The sequence below is a fragment of the Luteolibacter luteus genome (assembly GCF_012913485.1).
In the GTDB taxonomy this organism is placed as follows: Bacteria; Verrucomicrobiota; Verrucomicrobiia; order Verrucomicrobiales; family Akkermansiaceae; genus Haloferula; species Haloferula lutea.
On record NZ_CP051774.1, the window covers coordinates 6248346 to 6270232 of the forward strand.

Here is a 21887-nt window from a genome sequence, read left to right on the forward strand (position 1 = left end):
TACCACGCCACCGCCCTTGTCAGAATTTTTTCCGCCTTGTTAGATGCCGGGCCTTCCGTCCGGGCGGACTTGCTACGCGGTCCTTCGCCTTCTTCCTCCATCTCTTCCCTGCCTTGAAGACCACCCTCCACGCGATCCTGTCAACTGCCTTGGTATCCGCTGCCTGGTCCATCGAATCCCCGCCCGGATATTACATCGATGGCAGCAATGTCCTCCCTGCGCCGGTGGGAACCTATGTGCCGACGGCGAATGCCACCACGGTCACGAATTGTGAGCCCGGCTACTACACGCCCTTCCCCGGGATGAGCGCGCCGGTCCCGGCGAGCCCGGGCTACTATGTCGCCAATGCCGGCTCCGCATCCCAGACGCCGGCTCCCGCGGGCAGCTACGTGAGCGGGAGCGCGGCCACGGGTCCCACCCTGTGCAACTCGGGCTACTACACCCCGGTTCCGGGGATGAGCGAACCGATCGCCGCGAGTCCGGGCTACGTCGTCGCTGGAAAAGGAGCGAGCGCGCAGACACCGGTCCCGCCCGGCTTCTTCGCAGCGAATGCGGGGGCCGCTGCCGGAACGCCTGCTTCACCGGGTAGCTATGCCCCCGTGGCCGGCATGCGCGAGGCGATCCTCGCCAGTCCCGGCTACGTTGTCGCCAGTCCGGGCATGAGCACCCAGACACCGGCGCTTCCGGGAAGGGTCGTTCCCAATGCAGGTGCCACGGTTTCCTCGATTGCTCCCGCAGGCAAGTATGCCCCGGTAGGAGGCATGCAGGAGGCGATTCCGGCGAGTCCGGGTTATTTCGTGCCCGCACCCGGCGCGACATCGCAGACTCCGGCCCCCGCGGGAAGCGTGGTGGGATCTCCCGGTGCGAGCAGCCCCACCCTGGCAAGTCCAGGCTACTATGCGCCCGTGGCCGGAATGAGCGCCGCGATTCCCGCTCCTGCAGGCACCTACGTGAATGCCACCGGTGCCACCTCACCCAGCACGCCTCCGCCGGGCTTCACCACCTACGCCAACGGATCTAGCAGCTACGTGCCGATCGGGACGGTCACACTCATCTCCTACATTCTCGATCCGGGTGGCAGCTGCACCTTCTCATGGAACACCGAGGCAGGACAAACCTACGGCGTCTTCATGAGCAACAACCTGCTCGAGTGGATCGAAATCGCGAGCGTCCCCGGCACCGGCAGCCCGGCCACGAAGAACGTCACGGCCCCAACCCCGGACGCAGGGAAGCGCTTCTTCCGGGTGATCGCGACACCGACACCGTGAGCCGCATCGGACGCGGTTTTTTCTGTGAAAAATGAATGAAGGGCGCACCCCGGCTTGCCTGCCGCCATGCTTACCACTAACTCCGCATCGCTCTTTCCGAGTATCTATGACATCTCCTATCAAAGTCTCCCCCGCCACCCTCGGCCTAACCTCCGCCCTCGTGCTCGGCTTCGCCGCACCTGCGCTCGCAGGCGACGTGCCGGCTCCCACCACGGCTGAGGAATTCCTCGCGGCCGATCTCGATGCCTCCGGCGGCCTCTCCAAGACCGAATTCGCCACCTTCCTCGAAGCTGGACTCACGGCGAAGGAAATCAACAGCGCCTTCAAGAAGGCCGATGTGAACCGCAGCAAGGAAGTCACCTTGCTTGAACTGCGCTACCACCTCGGAGAGGTCGAGCTACCGACCAAGAACGAGATCTCCTTCGAAGCCGCTGACAACGACGGCAACGCCTTTCTCGACCGTGAGGAGTTCAACCGCGCGGTGGGCCATCTCCGTTCACGGGGCATCGATCTGCTCCGCCGCTTCCTGCAGGCTGACGTGAGCAATGACGGGCGCATCACCTTCGACGAATGGAGCGTGTATCTGACCGGCAAGGCCAAGGGTCCGGAAGGTGCCAGTTTCCTCGTCTTCGACCTCTTGGATCAGATCAAGGACGGGAAGATCTCTTCAGGTGAATATACCTGGTTCTACACCGGTGAGACGAAGCAATCGAAGATCGCCGCCGCCTTTTACAAGCTGGACAAGAACGAGGATGGCTACCTCACCCGTGACGAGTGGAACCCGGGCGCGAAGAAGCGCTAAGCTTTCCCTTCGTTCACGATCGCATCTTTGAAGAGGCGGGGATGAAAGTCCCTGCCTCTTCTGTTCTCTGTGGAGTCGCGTGCGTGCGGAGCCGGGGATGGCGTCGACGCAAGTGGCGCAGGCCGCGCGATCCAATCAGCTCAGATCCTGATGCAGCTTGGTATCCCAGACAATCCCGCACCGCTCGCAATGGAAGACGACTGCGCTGCCATCCTTCGACTCCCGCTGGAGCGGACTCCCACATTCTTCGCAGTTCCAGCGCCGGAACATTCTCCGCTGGAAGATGAATCCGAATAGCGCAACCGCCCCGCCCGCGCCAACAACCCTCCAGTCGCCCAGATAAGCTCCGGTGCAGCTCAGGATCACAAAGGCACCGCCGAACCAAGCACCCTCACGGAGGTATTTCCTCCTCCATTGCTTGGCGGCCCGGGTCGTCATCTTTGAAAGCGGATTCTAGCACCGCCTCACATCAAAGTGGAAACCCCGCGCTGCGGTGGCAATCGTGAAATGCCCCCCGCGCGAGGACTTCAACCGATCCCGATGAACTCCTTGGGCGCTTGTCCGGTCTCGCGGCTGAAGGCGGTGCTGAAGCCGCTGGCGGATTCATAGCCGACCGCGAGCGCGGTTTCCGCCACGCTCATGTTCTCGCGGGCGAGGAGGTTCTTCGCCACGGCGAGCCGCCATTGCAGCAGGTAGTTCAATGGTGTGGTGCCGATGACGCGGGCGAAGCGCTCGGCAAATGAGGAGCGCGACATACCGGCTTCGCGCGCGAGGGTGGCGAGACTCCATGGCTCCGCAGTCCGCGTGTGGATACCCCGCAGCGCGATCGCGAGCTGCGGGTCCCTTAGCCCGGCGAGGAAGCCGCTTCCCGCAAGCTCCGCCGGGGCAGAGCGCAGGGCTTCGAGCAGGAGCAACTCGGCAAGGCGATTCAGCATGAAGGCTTGGCCCGCGCGTTTGCCGAGGGCCTCGCGCTTGATGAGTTCGACGATGGCGGCGACGCCTGCGCTCGCGGGATCGCTTGCGCGGATGAGGAAGAGATCCGGCAGCCGATCGAGCAACATGCGCGCGTGGATCGGATCGAAGGCGAAGTAGCCGCCTAACATGCTGACCGATGGCTCCAGCGAGGCGTCGCCATGGAAGACCTCGTCCACTTGCTCACCGGAAGGAGCAGGGACCATCGACTTCGGCTTCACCCGCGGATCGCTCGATAGCGTGAAGGCGGGCGTGGCTGGCAGCAGGATGAAGTCGCCGCTTTCGAGCGTGACCGGATTCCCCCCCCCCACCGAAAGCCAGCAGGGACCCTTCAAGACGAGCGCGAAACTGGGATGGCCGAACTTCGCATAGCGGACACCCCAGCGCCCGGCGCCATGGATCAGCTTCGCAGCGATGGACTGCGGCTTCAGAAGCGTGACGATGGCGGCGAGGGCATCCATTCTGGACGATCGAGAATGAATGGCGGATCACCTCTTATAGCAAGTCCGGATTCGAGGCGCTACGGTGATGGCGAAGTTTACGAAGAACGACATCACCATGAACTCCACCATCCTCATCACCGGTTGCTCCTCGGGTTTCGGCAAGGCGACGGCCGATCTCTTTCTCGCCCGCGGTTGGAATGTCATCGCCACCATGCGCAGGCCTGACGAAGGCTTGTTCGAGAAGAGCGATCAGCTGCTCGTTACCGCGCTCGATGTGACGCAGCCCGGGACCATCGATGATGCGATCCATCAAGGCATCGAGCGCTTCGGGAAGATCGATGTCTTCGTCAACAACGCCGGGATCGGCTTGCTGTCGGCGCTGGAGGGCACGCCGGATGATACGATCCGCGGGATCTTCGAGACGAATACCTTCGGCGTGATGGCGGCGAACCGTGCGATCATCCCGCACCTGCGCGGGCGCGGTGCGGGCACGATCATCAATGTGACCTCCAGCGTTGGCATCGCCCCGATGCCCTTCGTCGCGGCCTACACCGCGAGCAAACATGCGATCGAAGGATTCTCGGAGTCGCTTGCCTACGAACTCGGTTTGTTCGGCATCCGCGTGAAAGTAGTGCAGCCCGGTCTGGCACCGACGACGAACTTCGCCGCGAATTCCGGCAATCGTCCCATGGAACTGGTGCCCGCGCCCTATGGCGAGGGCGTCGCGCGTTACTTCCAATCGATGCACGAATACCCGACCGCCTACACCAAGGGTGAAGACGTCGCGGAAGCGGTGTACGCCGCCGCGACCGATGGCAGCGATGTCCTGCGCTATCCTGCCGGTGCGGACAGTGTGATGCTGGCGGCCCTGCGCAGCTCCGTGCCGGAGACGGAGTTCATTTCACGGATCCGGACCATGAGCGGGATGGCGGCGAACCGCTAAGCCTCCGATCACCCGGACCAACCATTTGCGCGCTGCGGGCAGATTCGGATTGCCCTATCTCCGCCATGATCTGATTTTAGGTTCATGAAAGGGATCATCTTCGTCTTGTCTCTACTCATCGCGTCCCGCGTTTCAGGCGACGATCTGGCTCTTGCCAAGGAGGCCTTCGGAAAGTTCGCCGAGTATCAGAAAGAGAATGATCCCCGGATCCTGGATTTGGTGGCAGCGGATTGCTCGGGCCGGGTGGTCCAATCCGATGGAAGTCTGGAAATCGTCACCCTGGTCCCGCCTGGACAGTTCCGGGCGGGGATCGAGGCCGGCATCAAGAAGAAGGAGGGCCATCCGGATGCTTACGAGGAGGTGGCCTACAAGGACCACAAGGATTCCATCGCCGTGTCCGGTTTCATCCAGTCGGCAAAGAGTGATTTCAGGGGGCCGTTCCAGATGACCTTCAAGAAGGACAAGGCCGGGGCGATGAAGCTCAGCCATGCATCGATCACCTTTCCCTTGGGCAAGACCCCGATCAAGGCCGATGCCTTGTTCGAGTTCGTGATGCCGGGGGAATGGAAGGCCGCACCGATTCAGAAGATGGATCTGGGTAATGGGCGGACCCTTCACATCGGACGAGCCTCTTCAAAAGGGGGAAGCCTCGGTTACAATGCCTTTGAGGATCGGGAGACCAAACCGGAGGATCACGACATCAAGGAATTCCATTGGGCGGCGATCGAGCCGGTGATCCGGGCGATGAAAAAGAATGGAGCCAAGGAGCAGGAGCCTTTCCTTGGCGAGTTGACCCCGGGCAACAAGGATCAGGTTTACTTCATCTATCCGATCGAAGGTCCCGACAAATCGGTGATGCGTATCCGCGGGATCACGCTCCGGACCAAGGCCCGGATCTATACGATATTCTCCGTGGAGGCCTCGACCGCGGACCGCGAGCTATGGCAGGAGGTCGCGAAGAGCTTCAAGGAGCTGTGAGCCCGAAGATCCCGATCGAGAGCCTCACGCCACTTCCTGGCGGTCGACATCGATGCGGAGGTTGCCGATGATGAAGTCCTGGCGGTCGGGGGTGTTCTTGCCCATGTAGAAGGCGAGGAGTTCCTTGGTCCCCTTTCCTTCCTCGAACTCCACGGGATCGAGGCGCATCTCGGGGCCGATCATGAACTTGAACTCGTCCGGCGAAATTTCACCGAGACCCTTGAAGCGGGTGATCTCGGAAGACTTGCCCAGCTTGGAGAGCGCCTTGTCCTTCGCTTCCTCGTCGTAGCAGTAGATGGTCTCCTTCTTGTTCCGCACGCGGAAGAGCGGGGTCTGGAGGATGTAGAGGTGGCCCAAGCGGATGACTTCCGGGAAGAACTGGAGGAAGAAGGTAAGGAGCAGCAGGCGGATGTGCATGCCGTCCACGTCGGCATCGGTGGCGATGACGACCTTGTTGAAGCGGAGTTCCTCGATGCCGTCCTCGATGCCAAGGGCGGCCTGGAGCAGGGCGAACTCCTCGTTCTCGTAGACGATCTTCTTGGCGAGGCTGAAGGTATTGAGCGGCTTGCCGCGCAGCGAGAAGACGGCCTGCGTTTCCACATCGCGGCTCTTCGTGATGGAACCGGAGGCGGAGTCACCCTCGGTGATGAAGAGCGTGCTCTCCAGGCGCTGCTTGTGCTTCGAGTCGAGGTGCGCGCGGCAATCGCGCAGCTTCTTGTTGTGCACCTTTGCCTGGCGGGCGCGCTCGCGGGCGATCTTCTGGATGCCCTTCAGGTCCTTGCGCTCGCGCTCGGCGGCCTGGATCCGCTTCTGGATCGCCTCCGCCACCTTCGGGTGCTTGTGGAGGTAGTTGTCGAGGTGCTGCTTGAGGAAATTACCGACGAAGGTGCGGATCGACTCGCCATTCGGCGTCATCGAGGCGGAACCAAGCTTGGTCTTGGTCTGGGACTCGAAGACCGGTTCCACGACGCGCACGACGATGGCAGCCTCGATGCCGGCGCGGATGTCCGAGGGATCGAACTGCTTCTTGTAGAAGCCGCGGACCGCATTCACGAGGCCCTCGCGGAAGGCCTGCAAGTGGGTGCCGCCCTGGGTGGTGTTCTGGCCGTTGACGAAGGTATAGTATTCCTCGCCGCTGTCCGCCGTGTGGGTGAAGGCGATCTCGATGTCCTCACCCTTCAGGTGGATCGGATCATAGAGGGCCTCGCTCTCCATTTCCTCACGGAGCAGGTCGAGCAGGCCGTCCTTCGATTTGAATTTCTTGCCGTTGAAAACGATGGTCAGCCCCGGATTCAGGTAGCTGTAGTAGCGGCACATCTTTTCGACGATGGCCTCCTTGAACTTCGCCTTCGCGGGGAAGATCGTGCGGTCCATCTCGAAGGCCAGGCGCGTGCCGGAGGGAGCTTCCTCCCTGCGCGGGTTCTTCATGTCGACGGTGACCTGGCCCTTGGAGAACTCGATCGCCTTGGTCTGGCCCTCGCGCCATGCCTGGATCTCGAAGAATCCGGAAAGGGCATTCACGGCCTTGATGCCGACGCCGTTCAGGCCGACGGATTTCTTGAAGGCCTCGCTGTCGTATTTCGCACCCGTATTGATCTGGGCGGCGCAGTCGTAGAGCTTGCCAAGCGGGATGCCGCGGCCGAAGTCCCGGACTTCCACGCGACCCTCGTCATCGATGTCGACGCGGATCTCCTTGCCGAAGCCCATGATGTGCTCGTCGATGGAGTTGTCGATGACCTCCTTGAGCAGGATGTAGATGCCATCGTCCGGGGAGGAGCCATCGCCGAGCTTGCCGATATACATGCCGGGGCGGAGACGGATGTGTTCGCGCCAATCGAGGGACTTGATGTCGGCTTCGGTGTATTCAGCTGCCATGAATGGGGAAATCTTTCGGGAATCCTGAGGACTCGCGGGGCGGGTGGCAAGTGCGGGGTATCGGGATTGAGGGTGAGATGGTTACGGAAGAATGGAGAGGGAATCACCAATCATCAATCCTCCAATCATCAAACGGAGTGCGCCTCGCGGTCCGGGTGATGGATTGAGGGAGGAAACGAACCGAGGAGGCTCGGCGGTCGCGGAGAGGAGCGCGGAGAATGGGGGGCGGCGGAACTTTGATCTTAAGGCGAGGTTCCGGGCCGGGCTGTGATGCAGGCGCATTCGGAAGAATGCGGAGCCGTCGTTTGATGGGACATCGCCCGTGGCCTTCTCGTTTACCCTCCAAGCGAGGCCACTGCCTCGCGGTCCCGGCGACGGCTGCCGTGCCATTTGGAATTGCTGCGGAATCTCCCAAGAAATGGCGGGGTGGCGTGTTCTAGAGGAATGAGATCCTTTCACGTCATGTGGACCATGGCCCTGCTCACTTTAGCGCTCCTTCCTGTACAGGCCTACGGCTGTTGGGTAGATGTGCCCTTGAGCAAGGTCATCAAGGAGAGTCCCCTGGTGATTCGTGGGAAGATCGTCGCGATCGAGCACGCGGCACCCGCCGATCATGCGCTCGATACGGCGACGATCCAAGTGGATGAGGTCTTGAAGGATCAAACCGGCAAGAAGCTGAAGGCCGGAAGCCAGATCCCGCTGATGATGCCTGCCGAGAATAACCGCGTCCGTTCATCGATAGATCTCCGTTACCAAAACGGAGCAGAGGGCTTCTGGATCCTGGAGTTCAGGGATGGTGGATACCACGCCACGTATCCCAAGGATTTCCAAGCGCTCGAGAAGAGACCGGAGGTGAAGGACGCCTTGGCGGAGTCGGTGAAGTAGGCTTGTCGGCAGCGCGTTGTTTTCACAGGCTCGGGCGATGGAGTTGAACTGGCCTTACGAGCCTTCGAACTGGAGCAGCTTCCTAGGGGAGTGCGCCTGGTATCTGGTGCCGGGGCTCGCCCTGCACTTGGTTCTGCTCGTGCCGAGTCTGCCGGTCTTTTGGTTTCTCCTCCGGCCATTGCGCGCCTCGGGCCGATGGCTGAAGGTTGCGCTGGTGTTTCACGCGACGCTTCTGGTGGCGGGGATGCTGGCGAATGGCCTGTGGAGCTGTGTGATCCGGGGGCGACTCTATTGGAGCACGGACTACATCTCGGATTTTTCGGCGTTCTATCCGATTTCCCAAGGGGTAATCGATTTCCGTTTCGGCGATCAGGCCGGTGCGCTGAATGGGATCAGCTTGGCGTATCTGAACGGGATCTGGATGGTCTTCGCGCTTGGCGTTTGGGTAACGGCGTTTCTGGTTTCGGGGTTCTATGTGGGCCGGCGGGAGGTGTTGTTTTTTGAGTTCGAGCAGCGCGGTAGGATGAGATTTACAGGGGAGCGTTAGGTGGGGCTTTTGCAGAGCCAGAGAAGCAGGTCTTGGGAGTGGCGGACGTATTCAGCGGACCTTCAGCGCTCTGATATTAGGTAAACCGAGGTCCTAGGCCCCGCGTTCTCGGGCAAGTATAGGATGCGCCTTTGGCGCTGGAGCCCATGTCGCGGGATCGGTGGACGTGTCGTGGCGTTCGTGCCGCCGCGGCGGTCGGCCGGGGGCGTCCGACCCTACCTGAGAGGCGGCGTCGCCTTGCCATGGCGGTGCGGCTAGCGCAGCGCCGGCTGCATCTGGTCCCAGCGGCGTTTGAAGGCGGGGTAGCGGGAGGCGAGGACGCCGGCGGCTTCCTTGGCGCGCTGGGCGTTTCCGGCAAGCAGGTCGAAGGCGATGGCTTGTTCGTGGCGGCGGAGGCGTTCGAGCTCGCTGGTCTCATCCTTCACGAGGGCGCGATGAAGCTCGATGACGCTGTCCGGGGAAAGCTCGGACCATGAGACCTCGCGGGGTTGTCCGGCAACGTCGATGGCATTCACACCGCCGTGGCGGCTGCCGGTGACCTTCTGGAGCTTGATGGAATTCTTCATCTCCAGCGGGATGTCTTCCTGCTTCGCCTGCAGCTTTTCTTCCAGATCACTCAGGAAGGCATCGGCAGCTTCGCTGAGCGAAAGCAGGGCCACCGAGGCAGGCGCTTCCGTCTTGGAAAACTCAGAGGTCTTCAGGATCTCCGCGGCATCGGCGAAGCGGCACTCGGCATTCGCGGTGCGCGCCGCGACGAGCGGATCCTCGGCAGGTGCTTCCGCCGGCTGCTCGCCTTCGCCTCCCGGACCGGTATGGGCTTGGGCATCACCGGCAGGCTGGTCCTTTTCTTCCAAGAGGCGCGCCCGCTTCTCGAGATCGAGCTGCACGGCGCGGATATTGAACTTCGCGCGGCCCTTCGTCCTCAGGCTGGCGTGCACGGCGTGAAGGTCGTTCACCAAGCCATGGCAGGCATGCGCGGTATCGGGATAGCTGGCGGGGATCGCGGCGATCAGCTTCTCATGATCCTTCACGTATTCGAGGATGATCGCCTTGTACGGCTCCAGCCAGGCATCGGGACCTGCGGCATCGAGCTCCAGGATCGCATCGAAGTGCGGCCGCGCTTCTTCTAACAAGCCCTGCTCCCAATTCTTCAGGCCATGGATCAGGGATGCCATCACGGCAGGACCGCGGAGCTTCGGATTGCCGGACTTGCGGGTCAGGGGATGGAAGTCCTTCACCCTTTCCAGCGTGCCTTCCAAGGAATCCCGCAGCGAGTTCTCGATCGATGCTTCCTGAACGTGCGAGATCGCCAGGCGGGCCTCGCTGCGCGCCGCGGTGGAATCCCCATTCAAATAAGCGGCGACGACCGCCTCGCAAGCGGCCCATGACCCGGTCGGCTCCAGCACGCCCTCGTCATCGCGCACGGCGGCGAAAAGCTCGCGCGCCTTCGCGTAGTCCCCTGCCCTGAGTGCCACGCCGGCATCGCGATACAGCCCGCCCGCTCGTGAGCCATCGCTCTTCGGCGCGGTCTTCGTGGCATCCGGCAGCGCGGAGGATGGCGGCGGCGGATTGCTCACCAGCGGGTTTGCCTGCTGGTTGCCACGGCCCACCCACCAGACGCCGAAGGCCAGTGCGGCGGTGACCAGCATGGAGGCGGCGACCAGCGCGATCTTGTCCTTCTTCGCGGAATACGCGGCGGCGGAGCGCTTCGCCGGGGTATCGGCGAAGCCACCGCTGGCCAGCCGCTGCCGCGCGATCTCCAGCGCGGAGATGAGATCATTGTAGGAACGGAAGCGCTGCTCCGGATCGTGCGCCATCGCGCGATCGATCGCGGTGCAGGTATCGAGGCTCACCCATGGCGCGGCCTTGGCCAGCGGGAGCACGCGGTGCTTCGCATCGCGCAGCTTGTTCGTGTCCATCGACTCCTCATCGCAGGGCGGCTTCCCGGCGAGGGCGTGATACAGGGTCGCGCCAAAGGCATAGATGTCGGAGCGGAAATCCTCCTGCTGGCCCTCGATGGTCTCCGGCGGGACGTAGTACGGCGTGGCCCAGATTTCAGTGGCCTTCGCCTTGCCGCCCTTCGTCACGAGGGCGAGACCGAAGTCGACGATCTTCGCATTCCCCGAGGCATCGAGCAGGATATTGCCCGGCTTCACATCGCGGTGGATGAGGCCAGCCGTCTGTGCGGCCTTCAGGCCATCGGCAATCTGGATCGCCAATGGCAACAGCTCGGACTCCGGGATGGAGCCGCGCTCGCGGATGTGGTGCTCATAGTGGCCGCCACCAACGAGCTCCATCGCGATGTAGAAGCGGCCAAAGGCACGGCCGGTGGTAAAGACGCGGACGACGTGAGGATGGCTGAAGGAGGCGGTGATGCGTGCTTCTTCCTCGAAGGCGCCGATCCGCTTTTCATCGCTGCCGTATTCCTCGTTGAGGATCTTCACCACCACCTCGCGGCTGAGGGTATTGTCGAAGGCGATGAAGACGACGCTCATCCCGCCGACGGCATGGCGGCGCAGGAGGGTGTAGGGGCCGAATTCGCGCTTCACGCGCGTGTGCTTCCGGCAGGCGGGGCACTCGACGTTTGAAAAAGGCGCGAGGTGCGAAACGTCCATGGTCGCTCCGCAAGCGTGGCAATAGGCAATGTCCGGTTCCCCCTCGGGCATGCCTGATGGTAGCTGCCTGTGTGCCGGGTTGAAACTTCAATTCCCGTGAAGTTCGTGAAATGCGCGTGAAGGGGAAAACGAGAAATCCCCCTCATCAATCCTCCGATCATCAAACGGAGTGCGCTTCGCGGGTTTGATGGGGGGGTGGCCGCGGATGGGCGTAGCTGGGGTGTCGAGATCGGACCGTGGAGGCGCGGAGGGGGCCCGGAGATTCGGGGGCGTAGTTTGATCCTTAACCGGGAAAGGGCGCGAAATTTGAAAGGCAGGAGAAAGAAGAACCACGGAATACGCGGGATCCCGGAAGGAATAATGTCCCGTCAGTTGCCGGCCTCCGCCGGGCCGGCGGCTCTGCGGGAAGAACTCACCGTGGGTTTCAAATATTCCCCGACGACGATGACGCTGGCCAGCACGGTCAAGAAGTGCAGCAGATGAGAAGTCCCCGGGGCTTTGTCGAAGACTGCCCAGAGGCAGAGAAATGCGACGAACCAGCGTCCTGCGGAAAGGGTCGTCTTTTTCAAGATGTGTTTCTTCTCCATAGCTCGGACAATCCGGTTTCCGATGAGTCCATGACGCGGCCAGCCCTTAAAAGCAAGGAGCGAGATCCTGCTCTCCGCCCCGATTGACAAGTCCCCTCGCCCGCCCCCAGCCTCCGCGGCGATGGAACTGCGTGTGGAGAAAGATGCCGGGATGCGCTTGGACGCCTGGCTGGCGGGCAATCTCCCGGATTTGTCGCGGTCCAGGATCCAGGAGCTGATCCGGGAGCAATTCATCCTCCGCAATGGCGAGCCGGCGAAGCCGCGGGATTCGGTGGCGATGGGCGACCGCCTGAGCATCGCGATCCCAGAGGCGGTGCCGGCTGAGGCACAGGCGCAGGACATCCCGCTGAGCATCCTTTTCGAAGACGAGCATCTGGTGGTGCTGGACAAGGAATCCGGCATCGTGGTGCACCCGGCGGCGGGTAACCCGGACGGGACGCTGGTGAATGCGCTGCTGCATCATTGCAAGGGACAGCTTTCGGGAATCGGCGGCGTGGAGCGTCCGGGAATCGTCCACCGGCTGGACAAGGATACTTCCGGCTGCCTAGTGGTGGCGAAAACCGATCTGGCGCACCAGTCTCTAACAGAGCAGTTCTCCGGGCGGACGATGGAGAAGCTCTATCTGGCGGTGGTGCAGGGCATTCCCTCGCCGGAGAAGGATACCGTTTTCACGCACATCGGGCGGCATCCGGTGAATCGCCAGAAGATGGCGGTGGTGAATCCGCCGGGCGGCAAGCCGGCAATCACGGACTACCAGTTGCTTTCGATCGATCGCTCGACGGGGTCATCGCTGGTGCTGTGCCATCTGCATACGGGGCGGACGCACCAGATCCGGGTGCATTTGTTGCACAAGGGTTGCCCGTTGATCGGGGATCCGATCTATGCGAAGCCGGAGCGTCAGAAGGCGAAGCCGGGCAGGCTGATGCTGCATGCGTGGCGGCTGACCTTTGATCATCCGGTGAGCAAGAAGCGGATGTCCTTCGAGGCGCCGGTGCCGCCGGAGTATACGCCGTGGCTGCAGATGCTGGATGGGGAGTTGGGGGATGTGGTGAGGTAGAAAAAACCGGGTGTGCTTCGCGGGGTAATGGGGTGCTTGCTGTGAGGAGGCGCAAGCGAAGCGCGAGTTTAAGGGAACGAACCGCGGGGGCGCGGAGAGGGACGCGGAGGATGTGGGGGTGGCGGGGACTTTTTGTTTAACCGCGAAAGGGCGCGAATGGACGCGAAATTTGAAAGGCAGGGAGAAGAGGAACCACGGAATACACGGAATACACGGAATACACGGATGCTTTGTGTGAGACGGGGGGGCTGAATCTGGAGAGGAGGCGGAGGTGATCCGTGGGTTCCGGTTCCTTTTTTGGCTGCATCGGTCGGGGCTTCCCCTGCCCCAAGGGAGTAACTTGAGAGGGTGCGCGACCTACCTCAGCTTGCTGCGATCGCTTGGGCGCGGTGATGGCGACGCGAGCGCCAGAGGAGAAGTCCCGACCACGGCAGGGCCACGAGGGCAAGCAGCATCCAATGGGGAAGCAGCACGATCCAGGAGTCCTGCGGCAGGTAGCGGAAGCGCTGCTTGATCCACTCGTGATAGATTCCCAGCTCAGGCACCTCGTAGGCGCTTTCTTCTCCGCCACCGCGGAGAATCAGTGGTGGCGGAAAGGCTGGTGTCTTCGAGAAAACGGAGAAGCCGCCCGAGCGATCGAGTGGAAATCGACTTGCGTCCCCACGATAAAGCAGCGGCGTCCTCTCGACGGAGATCGAGCCCCACAGGTTCTGAGCGTGGTAATTGTGGCGGCGGAGAGAGGATTGGGCCTTCATCGAATCCCGCCACGCCCACGCGATGAAGATCATCACGAGGATGCCCGACCAGAAGGTGATCGAGCGATGGAGGGGTTTCATCTCGTCTTCTCGATCCGTTGTGCCCTGAGGAAAAGAAGACCGGTCCAGCCTAGCGCGAAAGAAAGTAGCAGGCACCAGTGAGGAAGGAAATACGCGACCTTCCCGTGCTGGCCTATCTTCATGAAGAGCCGCGCCATCGCTTCGTGATCGGTCGCTTGTTTCACCTGCTGCGTGTAGGCGTCGATCTGCTCCCGTCCGATGAGGGCCACGGAGTATCCCTCGCCTTGGATGCGGAATGGCCTGGGGAAAAGCGGTTGGTCCGGCGGATGTGGAGGACGGGCGATCCGTTCGATCAGGGGGTGCGGCGGGCGATGAGTATCGCTCAGTTGGAAGCCTCCGTAGAGATTCCCGATCCACCAGCCGTGACCGGCGTTTGCGTTGGTAAGCATCCGGCACGAATCCCGCCACGCCCACGCGATGAAGATCATCACGAGGATGCCCGACCAGAAGGTGATCGAGCGATGGAGGGGCTTGGGGGTCATGCGGATGATTCTGTTAGAACCGCATGTCCTGCAGGGCGATGCCGTTTGGCACGCCAGAGGAGGAGGCCGGACCAGATCAGCACGGAAAGCATTAGCGGTATCCAGTAGGGAATGAGGATGGCGCGGTATCCCTTTGGCTCGATCTTCGTGTAGCGGGCGAAGTGCTTATGCGTCGCTTCCCCGGGGATCCATGACATGCCGGACTTTTGGGCCTCGCCACGCAGGAAAAGAGGAGGAGGCAAGGAAGCCGCGACGGTGGGGCCGAACAGGCTCTTTTCCAAAGGCACCCGCCCGGAATCCGGGGGCCCGGATACCGGACGGATCTCGATGCCCATCATACTGCCCAAGCTGAACGAAGTGGTCCGCCCGTAGCTGAGATGAGAGACCATCTTCATGGAATCCCGCCACGCCCACGCGATGAAGAGCATCATGAAGATGCCGGACCAAAGGGTGATCGAGCGATGGAGGGGCTTCGGCGTCATGCGGAGTCAGGACAGGTCTTCTCCCGGAGATCGGAGCCCTCGTTCCCTGATATGGAGGGAAGAGATGATGCGGTCGTCAAGGCATCAGGAAGGCGGCAGTGCCGAGGTGGCATTCCATGCCTATTGGGAACCGTTCGGATAGATCGGGCCTTCAGCCCCCGGTATTTCTTCCGGCGCTACTAGGCCCTACGGCCCAGGCTGGTATGGGGCGTGCCCTTGGCGCAATGGAGGCAGCGGATCTCAGACCGCGATGCGGCGGAGGATCCTAGGGAGGTGCTTCCGGGCTTGAGCCAAACAGATCGGATCAAGGCGGCGAAAAGGAAAACCACAGACTACTCCTTGATTATCAATTCACAACAGGCGCTACAACCTCTCAAAATGGCTGCTTCCGCCCAAAAATGAAGCGGCCCGATCGACTAGTACCCGGAAAAACCCAAAAACCGGTGAACTCCTCAATCGGGCCGCCTACTATTGTCGCGACGCCGAAGGATTAAGACCGAACCGACCCCACGTCAAGCTTTTTCGGGAAAGTTTCTTCAATTTTTTTCCGGATACCCAATCGGGGCATGCGCTTGCCACCTTTCCCCTTGGCCGATTCCGCAGCGCTCCGTTAGGAACTTGCCCGCATGCCGCAACCCAAGACCGACAAGCTTCTCGCCGCGAACCGTGGGGAGATTGCCATCCGCATTTTCCGCGCCGCAAACGAACTCGGCCTCCGCACCGTCTCGATCTTCGCGGAGGAGGACCGTTTCTCCCGTCACCGCTTCAAGGCGGACGAGGCCTACCAGCTCGACAAGGAGAAGGGCCCGGTGGGTGCATATCTGGATGTGGAGGGCATCGTGGCGCTGGCGAAGTCGAAGGGCGTGACCCTGGTGCACCCCGGCTACGGCTTCCTTTCGGAAAATGCAGCATTTGCCCGGGCCTGTGCGCGCGAGGGCATCACCTTCGTGGGCCCCTCCCCCGAGCTGCTGGAAAACATGGGCGACAAGACCGCGGCGCGAACGCTGGCCGCGAAGTTCAATGTCCCCACCCTGCCCGGCACCGAGGAGCCGATCACGGATCCGGCGGAGGCGCTGAAGGTGGCAAAGGAGATCGGCTTCCCGCTCATCATCAAGGCAGCCTTCGGCGGCGGTGGCCGCGGCATGCGCGTGGTGGAGAAGCCGGAGAATCTGGCCGGCCTGCTGGCAGAGGCGCAGAACGAGGCGCTGAATGCCTTCGGCAATGCCGCCGTTTTCCTGGAGCGTTACATTTCCCGCGCCAAGCACATCGAGGTGCAGATCCTGGGTGACCAGCATGGCAATGTGGTGCACCTGCACGAGCGCGATTGCTCGGTGCAGCGCCGCTACCAGAAGGTCGTGGAGATCGCGCCCTCCGTAGAGCTTGATCCGAAGGTGCGGAAGGATCTCTGCGATGCCGCAGTGGCACTGGCCAAGGGCATCGGCTACAACAATGCGGGCACGGTGGAATTCCTCTACGACATGGACCAGAAGGACTGGTTCTTCATCGAGATGAATCCACGCATCCAGGTGGAGCACACGGTGACGGAGTGCGTCACGGGGATCGACCTGGTGCGCTCCCAGATCCTGGTGGCAAAGGGGCTGCCGTTATTTGGAAACGAGATCGCGATCCCGCAGCAGGACCAGATCCCCTGCAATGGCTATGCGATCCAGTGCCGCATCACGACGGAAGATCCGGAGCGCGGCTTCGCGCCGGATTACGGCCGTATCCTGAACTACCGCTCCGCCGCGGGCTTCGGCATCCGTCTGGATGCGGGATCGGGCGATGCGGGATCGGTGATCACGCCGTACTACGACTCGATGCTGGTGAAGCTGACGGCGATGGGCCGCGACTTCGAGACGGCCTGCGTGCGCATGGACCGCGCGCTGCGCGAATTCCGCATCCGCGGGGTGAAGACGAATATCCCCTTCCTGGAAAACGTGATCCGGGATGAGACCTTCCGCGCCGGCCAGGCACACACGAAGCTGATCGATACCAAGCCGGAGCTTCTCAAGTTCAGCGCGAAGCGTGACCGCGCGACGAAGCTGCTTTCCTACCTCTCCGACATTACGGTCAATGGCAACACGACGGCCAAGGGCTGGAAGCCGGAGAAGCCGATCCTGAGTCCGCGCGTGCCGCACGCGGAGGTGAAGTCCTTCCAGGGCAGCCGGGACATTCTGTTAGAGAAAGGGCCGGAAGCTTTCACGAAGTGGATCCTGGATGAGAAGCGCTTGCTGATCACGGATACCTCGATGCGTGATGCGCACCAATCCCTGATCGCCACACGCATGCGGACGCTCGACATGCTGCGGATCGCGGAGACTTATGCGGCAGGTCTGCCGGACCTTTTCTCGCTGGAGATGTGGGGCGGTGCGACCTTCGACACGGCGATGCGCTTCCTGAAGGAAGATCCGTGGGCACGCCTGCGCCGCCTGCGCGAGCTGATCCCGGGCACGCTGTTCCAGATGCTTTTCCGCGGCTCGAATGCGGTGGGTTACTCGAACTACCCGGACAATGTGGTGGCGGGCTTCGTGAAGCATTCCGCGGATGCGGGGATGGATATCTTCCGGATCTTTGACTCGCTGAACTACCTGCCGAACATGCAGGTGGCGATGGAGGCGGTGCGCGATCACGGCAAGGCGCTCTGCGAGGCGGCGATCTGCTACACCGGCGATATCCTCGACTCGAAGCGCGACAAGTTCTCGCTGAAGTATTACGTGGCGAAGGCGAAGGAGCTGGAGAAGATGGGCGCGCACATCCTTGCGATCAAGGACATGGCCGGTCTCTGCAAGCCGCAGGCCGCCTACAATCTGGTGGATGCGCTGAAGCAGGAAATCAGCATCCCGATCCACTTCCACACGCACGATACGTCCGGCCTGAATGCCGCCTCGGTGATCGCCGCGGCGCGCGCGGGCGTGGACATCGTGGACCTGGCGATTGCCTCGATGTCGGGCTCGACCTCGCAGCCGAACTTGAACTCGGTGTGCGCCGCGCTGGCGAATTCGGATCGCGATCCGGGCTTGAATGCGGACACGCTGAACGAGGTTTCCGACTACTGGGAAGAGGTGCTGGCACAGTACAAGCCCTTCGACTCCGCGCCGCGTGCCGGCACGGCGGAGGTGTACGAGCACGAGATGCCCGGCGGCCAGTACACGAACCTGCGGGAGCAGGCGAATGCGATGGGCCTGGGTCACCGCTGGCGCGAGATCGCGCGGACCTATGCGGATGTGAATTCGCTCTTCGGAGACATCGTGAAGGTCACCCCGTCCTCGAAGGTGGTGGGAGACATGGCGATGTTTCTGATTACCCGCGGGATCAAGGCGGCGGACGTGCCGAAGCTGAAGCCGGGCTCGATCGACTGGCCGGAAAGCGTGATCGACATGCTGGCCGGCGGACTCGGCCAGCCGGATGGCGGATGGCCTGCCGACGTGCAGAAGGTGGTGCTGGGCAACAAGCCGGCCACGACGCAGCGTCCGGGTGACCTGGCGGAGGCCGTGGATCTGGAAGCGACCCGCGAGCTGGTGGCGAAGAAGATCGGCCGCGCGGCGGATGACGATGACCTTTACTCGCACCTGATGTATCCGCAGGTGTTCTCGGACTTCGTGGACTTCCAGAAGAAGTACGATGACCTTAGTGGCTTGGCGACGCCGGCCTTCTTCTACGGCATGCACGTCGGCGAAGAGGTGGAGATGGAGATCGATCCGGGCAAGACCCTGTTCGTGAAGCTGGTCTCGATCGGCGATGCGGATGAGGACGGGCAGCGGACACTCTTCTACGAGCTGAACGGGATGCCGCGCGAGAGCATGGTGACAGACAAGTCCCGCGTGAGCGTTTCCAAGGCCGCCCGCGTGAAGGGCGATCCGAACGATCCCGCCCAGGCCTGCGCGCCGATGCCCGGCATGGTGACGGAAGTCGCCGTGTCCCCGGGACAAGAGGTGAAGGCAGGCGACAAGCTGATCGTGCTCGAAGCCATGAAGATGCTCACCACCGTCAGCGCCTCCGCGGATGGCGTGGTGAAGGAGATCCTGGTGAAGAAGGGCGATCAGGTGGATAGCGACGATCTGCTGGCGAAGCTGGAGTGAGGGTGAAGTCACCATCACGCAGGATCCTTGCTTCACTGATCGGCATCGCCGGGATGGGTCTCACGGCCCATCGTGGCGATGCGGCGGTGGTGGTGACGGACGGCCGCATCCTGACCTGGCATTTCACACTTGAGCCCCGGGGTGCCTCCAGCGACAGCCTCGACCAATTCCATCTCGTCTTCGGCGATGATCGCCTGAGCGACACGGATCTGGTGTCCGTCAATGTCTTCCCTGCCGGTCAATCGGTACCGGTGATATGCCTGACATGGAGCGGCAGTCCGAATGGGACCGGCAGCTTTACTTTCCTCAGGGACTTGAACGATGCCTTCCCTGCGATGGAGGGAGTGGTTTCCTTCGATGTCCTGAAGGGCTCCGTGGATCTGGAAGGCATCACATTCCTGATCAGGACTCGAACAAGACTTCTGGGCGCGAACATGAGACAACCGATGCATCTGGTGCCGGAGCCTTCGTCGTGCCTGCTTCTCGGGATGGCCGGGTTGGTGCTCGGGTTTCGCCGGCGGCGGAGGGCGCTGGTGTAAAAGGAGACGAGATGGACAGGGGCGGCCTGTTCGCTAGGCTGTGATGATCTTCTGCGCGATGGAATCTGATCTCGATCTTTCCCCCAGCGCGCCGGACCTTTCTTGCGGTTTGCCGATTTCTGCGGACGTGGAAGAGATTCGGAGGCGACATCTCCGTCACGAGGTGGCAGTAAGGTCCATGGGTTCAATCATGGTCCTCTTCGGCGGACTGCTGATCTCAATCGCAACGATGATCTATTTCGTCGCGACGCCCCCCAGGTTTGGGTCTTCGTATATCGACCTCTTCGGCTCCGGCCTTGGAGGAGCTTGCGCAATTGTTGTCGGGACGGGGATCAGAAAGCTGGATGAGAAGAGCAAGGTCCACGCGGCACTCCTTGCCGGCTTGGGCCTCTTCGTGTTGTTCCCGGTAGGCACGATCCTTTGCGCCTATCTACTGTTTCTCACGCTATCAGAGAAGGGCCGCGTGGTATTCAGCGAGGACTACAAGCAGGTCGTTTCCCGGACACCGGGGATGCGCGCGAAGATCCCTTTTGTCGTTTGGATAATCTTGGTTCTGGCGATCCTTGAGGCGGTGCTGGTGCAGAACCCTTTCTATGGATGGTGTTTGCCTCGCGGCAATGAGCCGGGAGCCGGGATGTAGGTGGAGCGGCGGCGGATCACTTGGTGCTTTTCCCCCGGGAGCGCGGAGCCTCTGGCCCGCAGGATGGTTCCTGACGGTCGTTCGTGATCGGTGGTGGGATGAAAATGGCGAGGTCTTGATTGGATGAGGATGGAAGAGCAGCACGCCGCTAGGATTGCTTCTGCGGGGCAGAGCCTCCGCGCTCCCGGGCAGGTCCCCTCTCCTATTTGCAGCCGCAACTTGATGAGGATGACGGTGACGATGGAGCTCCGACTGCGTCGGGCCAGTAGGGTTTGTCGGCGTCGGCGAATTCGTTGGTCTCGTAGGCGTCGTGGTAGCGGACCCAGGCCATGGGGAAATCGAAGGAGCCTTCATCGCGGCCCTTGGGCATGAGGTCGAGGATGGCATAGGTGCTCATCACGGTCTCCACGCCGCGGTCGTAGCTGGAGTAGGTGTGATAGATGCTGCCGTCCTCGTCCTTATAGAAGACGCTGATGCCGGGTGCCTCGGCGCTGGGGAATTCCTGCAGCGTGTAATTGTAGTCCACCTTCCCTTTCGCGAGCTGCTCGTCGCTGAAGGACACATGGTAGTCGCCATTGAAATCGCCGCCGTAAGACGAGACCCAGGTGAAGTCCCAGCCCATGCGTTTCTTGAACTCCGCGATCTTCGCAAAGGGCGCGCGCGACACCACAGCCAAGGAAACATCGCGCGCGGCGAGATGGGGCAAGCTGCCGGCGAAGTGATCCGAGACAAAGGAACAACTCGGGCAACCCTCCTTCCAATCGGGGCCGAACATGAAGTGGTAAACGAGCAACTGGCTGTGCCCGGCGAAGAGATCCGCCAGCTTCACCTTTCCCTGCGGACCTTCGAAAACGTAATCCTTCTCCACCTTTACCCAAGGCAGCGCCCGCCTCGCCTCGGCCAGTTGGTCGCGGACGCGGAACGACTCTTTCTCCTTCTCCAACAACAGCTTGCGGGCCGCAATCCATTCCTGCTCGGAGACAATCTGGTGATTCCGGCCCAGCGCCCGGGACCCGGATAATGTGGCATTCGTGCTCATGGCAATATTCTCGGATGAATGAAAAAAACGAAGGGTTCAATATGGACCCGTTCCGAGATCCGACGAAGCGGTTGATGGAAAAAGGACAGGTTTGGTGACTTTTCCTGAAAATTGCGGAATGATTGAGTGCATATCGCCCTCATTCAAGTTGTCACAATCGTGATAACTTGACATTTTATTTATTTAACTCATCCTCCGCAGGTTCACCCACCCCACCCCATGGACGCAAACCCCTATGCTGCCCCCGTGGCAGCTGTCACCGGCGAAGTCCCCCTGCCGAGCGATCCTGAAGAGATCCGCCGTGCCCACATCGCGCATGAAGCGTCTGTCCGAAGCGTGGGGACCCTCTATTTTCTCGGAGCGATGGGCATGACCGTGTGGACGATCACCAATGCCCATGCACTGATCACGGGCAGCGAGCTCGCCAAGGAGTCCGCCTGGGGCTTGGTCGCCATCCTGGCGGTGATCACCGCGCTGCAATATTGGATGGGCATCGGCCTGAGAAGGTTGAGGAAACCCGCCCGTGCCGTCGCCGCCATCTTTTCGGCCATCGGCCTGATCGCGGTTCCCATCGGCACGGTCATCAGCGCCTACGTCCTTTATCTGCTCATGTCGCGTAAGGGCAGCATGGTCTTCAGCTCCGGGTACCAGGAAGTCATCGCCGCGACACCGGACGTGAAATACAAGACCTCGAAGGTCGTGTGGGCAGTCCTGTTGCTGTTTGGCGTGGTGATTCTGGCATTTGTGGCCCTCGGGCTCATCGCCGCCATCTCGGCAGCGGTGAAAGGTGGATGAGGAGGAGCTCCGGTGCTCCCCTC

20 protein-coding genes are annotated in these 21887 nt (G+C 61.8%); 11 read left to right on the forward strand and 9 right to left on the reverse strand.

Annotated features, from left to right (window positions below; genetic code table 11):
- The first annotated feature begins 113 nt into the window (after window positions 1–113).
- Both HHL09_RS25675 and HHL09_RS25680 read left to right on the forward strand, forming a co-directional pair.
- Window positions 114–1268 carry a hypothetical protein gene (locus tag HHL09_RS25675; RefSeq protein ID WP_169457511.1) on the forward strand — a complete coding sequence of 385 codons (1155 nt, stop codon included), beginning with the start codon at window positions 114–116 and terminating at the stop codon, window positions 1266–1268.
- Between the two features lie 106 nt (window positions 1269–1374).
- Window positions 1375–2070, forward strand: a complete 696-nt coding sequence (locus tag HHL09_RS25680; protein ID WP_169457512.1) for an EF-hand domain-containing protein — start codon at window positions 1375–1377, stop codon at window positions 2068–2070.
- Window positions 2071–2205: 135 nt separating this feature from the next.
- Here the strand turns inward: HHL09_RS25680 and HHL09_RS25685 are convergent, their stop codons facing one another.
- Both HHL09_RS25685 and HHL09_RS25690 read right to left on the reverse strand, forming a co-directional pair.
- Window positions 2206–2508, reverse strand: a complete 303-nt coding sequence (locus HHL09_RS25685) for a hypothetical protein (RefSeq protein ID WP_169457513.1) — start codon at window positions 2506–2508, stop codon at window positions 2206–2208.
- 89 nt (window positions 2509–2597) lie between these two features.
- Window positions 2598–3503 (reverse strand): AraC family transcriptional regulator, encoded by a 906-nt coding sequence (locus HHL09_RS25690; protein ID WP_169457514.1) that lies wholly within the window; start codon window positions 3501–3503, stop codon window positions 2598–2600.
- A gap of 67 nt (window positions 3504–3570) precedes the next feature.
- Between HHL09_RS25690 and HHL09_RS25695 the strand changes: the two genes are divergently transcribed.
- Both HHL09_RS25695 and HHL09_RS25700 read left to right on the forward strand, forming a co-directional pair.
- Window positions 3571–4428, forward strand: a complete 858-nt coding sequence (locus HHL09_RS25695) for an SDR family oxidoreductase (protein WP_240963702.1) — start codon at window positions 3571–3573, stop codon at window positions 4426–4428.
- Between the two features lie 84 nt (window positions 4429–4512).
- On the forward strand, window positions 4513–5406 hold the full coding sequence (locus tag HHL09_RS25700; protein WP_169457515.1) for a hypothetical protein: 894 nt from the start codon (window positions 4513–4515) through the stop codon (window positions 5404–5406).
- A 24-nt stretch (window positions 5407–5430) separates the two neighbouring features.
- Here the strand turns inward: HHL09_RS25700 and HHL09_RS25705 are convergent, their stop codons facing one another.
- Entirely contained in the window at window positions 5431–7281 is a 1851-nt protein-coding gene (locus HHL09_RS25705; protein ID WP_169457516.1) for a DNA topoisomerase IV subunit B, read from the reverse strand.
- Between the two features lie 444 nt (window positions 7282–7725).
- On the opposite strand from HHL09_RS25705, the gene HHL09_RS25710 reads away from it, so the two are divergent.
- Complete coding sequence (locus tag HHL09_RS25710) at window positions 7726–8166, forward strand: hypothetical protein (RefSeq protein WP_169457517.1); 441 nt, start codon at window positions 7726–7728, stop codon at window positions 8164–8166.
- 37 nt (window positions 8167–8203) lie between these two features.
- Window positions 8204–8713, forward strand: a complete 510-nt coding sequence (locus tag HHL09_RS25715; protein ID WP_169457518.1) for a hypothetical protein — start codon at window positions 8204–8206, stop codon at window positions 8711–8713.
- A gap of 254 nt (window positions 8714–8967) precedes the next feature.
- Here HHL09_RS25715 and HHL09_RS25720 read toward each other — a convergent pair whose 3' ends face one another.
- Together HHL09_RS25720 and HHL09_RS25725 are read right to left on the reverse strand one after the other, a co-directional pair.
- Window positions 8968–11379, reverse strand: a complete 2412-nt coding sequence (locus tag HHL09_RS25720) for a serine/threonine protein kinase (protein WP_169457519.1) — start codon at window positions 11377–11379, stop codon at window positions 8968–8970.
- Window positions 11380–11696: 317 nt separating this feature from the next.
- On the reverse strand, window positions 11697–11897 hold the full coding sequence (locus HHL09_RS25725) for a hypothetical protein (protein ID WP_169457520.1): 201 nt from the start codon (window positions 11895–11897) through the stop codon (window positions 11697–11699).
- 139 nt (window positions 11898–12036) lie between these two features.
- On the opposite strand from HHL09_RS25725, the gene HHL09_RS25730 reads away from it, so the two are divergent.
- Complete coding sequence (locus HHL09_RS25730; RefSeq protein WP_169457521.1) at window positions 12037–12972, forward strand: RluA family pseudouridine synthase; 936 nt, start codon at window positions 12037–12039, stop codon at window positions 12970–12972.
- A 362-nt stretch (window positions 12973–13334) separates the two neighbouring features.
- On the opposite strand, the gene HHL09_RS25735 is transcribed toward HHL09_RS25730, so the two are convergent.
- The 3 genes from HHL09_RS25735 to HHL09_RS25745 are packed head-to-tail and all read right to left on the reverse strand — an operon-like array spanning window position 13335 to window position 14772.
- Window positions 13335–13808, reverse strand: a complete 474-nt coding sequence (locus HHL09_RS25735) for a hypothetical protein (RefSeq protein ID WP_169457522.1) — start codon at window positions 13806–13808, stop codon at window positions 13335–13337.
- Entirely contained in the window at window positions 13805–14290 is a 486-nt protein-coding gene (locus tag HHL09_RS25740; protein ID WP_169457523.1) for a hypothetical protein, read from the reverse strand. Before HHL09_RS25740 ends, HHL09_RS25735 begins: the two co-directional genes overlap by 4 nt.
- Window positions 14287–14772, reverse strand: a complete 486-nt coding sequence (locus HHL09_RS25745) for a hypothetical protein (RefSeq protein WP_169457524.1) — start codon at window positions 14770–14772, stop codon at window positions 14287–14289. The genes HHL09_RS25740 and HHL09_RS25745 overlap by 4 nt, the downstream gene beginning before the upstream one ends.
- 626 nt (window positions 14773–15398) lie before the next feature.
- Between HHL09_RS25745 and HHL09_RS25750 the strand changes: the two genes are divergently transcribed.
- The 3 genes from HHL09_RS25750 to HHL09_RS25760 all read left to right on the forward strand — a co-directional run bounded on the left by HHL09_RS25750 (window position 15399) and on the right by HHL09_RS25760 (window position 20030).
- Window positions 15399–18851 carry a pyruvate carboxylase gene (locus HHL09_RS25750; protein ID WP_169457525.1) on the forward strand — a complete coding sequence of 1151 codons (3453 nt, stop codon included), beginning with the start codon at window positions 15399–15401 and terminating at the stop codon, window positions 18849–18851.
- Window positions 18852–18853: 2 nt separating this feature from the next.
- The gene (locus HHL09_RS25755) at window positions 18854–19390 is read left to right on the forward strand and encodes a PEP-CTERM sorting domain-containing protein (RefSeq protein ID WP_169457526.1); all 537 of its coding nucleotides are present in this window, start codon (window positions 18854–18856) and stop codon (window positions 19388–19390) included.
- A gap of 178 nt (window positions 19391–19568) precedes the next feature.
- Window positions 19569–20030 (forward strand): hypothetical protein, encoded by a 462-nt coding sequence (locus HHL09_RS25760; protein WP_169457527.1) that lies wholly within the window; start codon window positions 19569–19571, stop codon window positions 20028–20030.
- A 202-nt stretch (window positions 20031–20232) separates the two neighbouring features.
- Here the strand turns inward: HHL09_RS25760 and HHL09_RS25765 are convergent, their stop codons facing one another.
- Complete coding sequence (locus HHL09_RS25765) at window positions 20233–21069, reverse strand: DUF899 domain-containing protein (protein WP_169457528.1); 837 nt, start codon at window positions 21067–21069, stop codon at window positions 20233–20235.
- Window positions 21070–21288: 219 nt separating this feature from the next.
- Here HHL09_RS25765 and HHL09_RS25770 point away from each other — a divergent pair, with 219 nt between their 5' ends.
- A complete protein-coding gene (locus tag HHL09_RS25770; RefSeq protein WP_169457529.1) occupies window positions 21289–21864 on the forward strand; it encodes a hypothetical protein in 576 nt (191 codons plus the stop codon).
- The last annotated feature ends 23 nt before the right edge of the window (window positions 21865–21887 follow it).